Source organism: Streptomyces hydrogenans, assembly GCF_014656075.1.
Lineage (GTDB): Bacteria > Actinomycetota > Actinomycetes > Streptomycetales > Streptomycetaceae > Streptomyces > Streptomyces hydrogenans.
The window spans coordinates 1-587 of record NZ_BNBS01000321.1 but is presented as its reverse complement, the minus strand read 5'-3'; the positions used below and the strand labels follow the sequence as shown (position 1 = coordinate 587).

Annotated in this window: 1 pseudogene; it reads right to left on the bottom strand. The window is 74.4% G+C overall.

The features are described from left to right. Window positions 1-428, bottom strand: a pseudogene (locus IE321_RS41660) (hypothetical protein); the annotation flags it as partial. Window positions 429-587 lie beyond the last annotated feature (159 nt).

Genomic DNA, 587 nt, shown 5'->3' with positions numbered 1-587 from the left:
GCGGTGTGCAGGCCGAAGCGGCGCAGGCTGTCGGCCCGGGCGGGGCCGATGCCGTGGAGCACGTCGACAGGGAGCGAGTGGAGGAACGCCTCCACGGCCCGGTGGTAGGGGAGGTGAAGCACCCCGGTCCGTCCCGCGTGGGCGGACGAGGTCACCGCGGTCGACCAGGTGTCGGCCACGCCGACGTGGACCAGGGCACCGTACGTGGCCACGGCCTGGAGCAGGAAGCGCTGAGCCAGACGCCGTGGGCCCTGGGAGAAGACCGCGCTTGCGCCGCGGAGCCGGGCGACCAGTGCGGTCGGCGGGAGGGGCTGGACGACGAGGATGAACTCGGCGGCGAGGCCGAGGACGTGGCGGTAGACGTCCGGGCTGGTGCCGGGGTGGCACCGCACGTGCCAGATCACGTGATCACGGTCGCGCTCGCTCATGCCGCCATCTCCTGGCGCTCGTGGTGAGTGAGCTCGGCGCGGGCGGCGGGCCGCAGTTCTGCCCGGCCGCCGGCGGACCGGCAGGTCGTCCAGCACGGGTGGTGGTGCACGAAGGTCTCCCTGCGGAGCAGGGCGCAGCGGAGCGCGGCCGTGTGGACG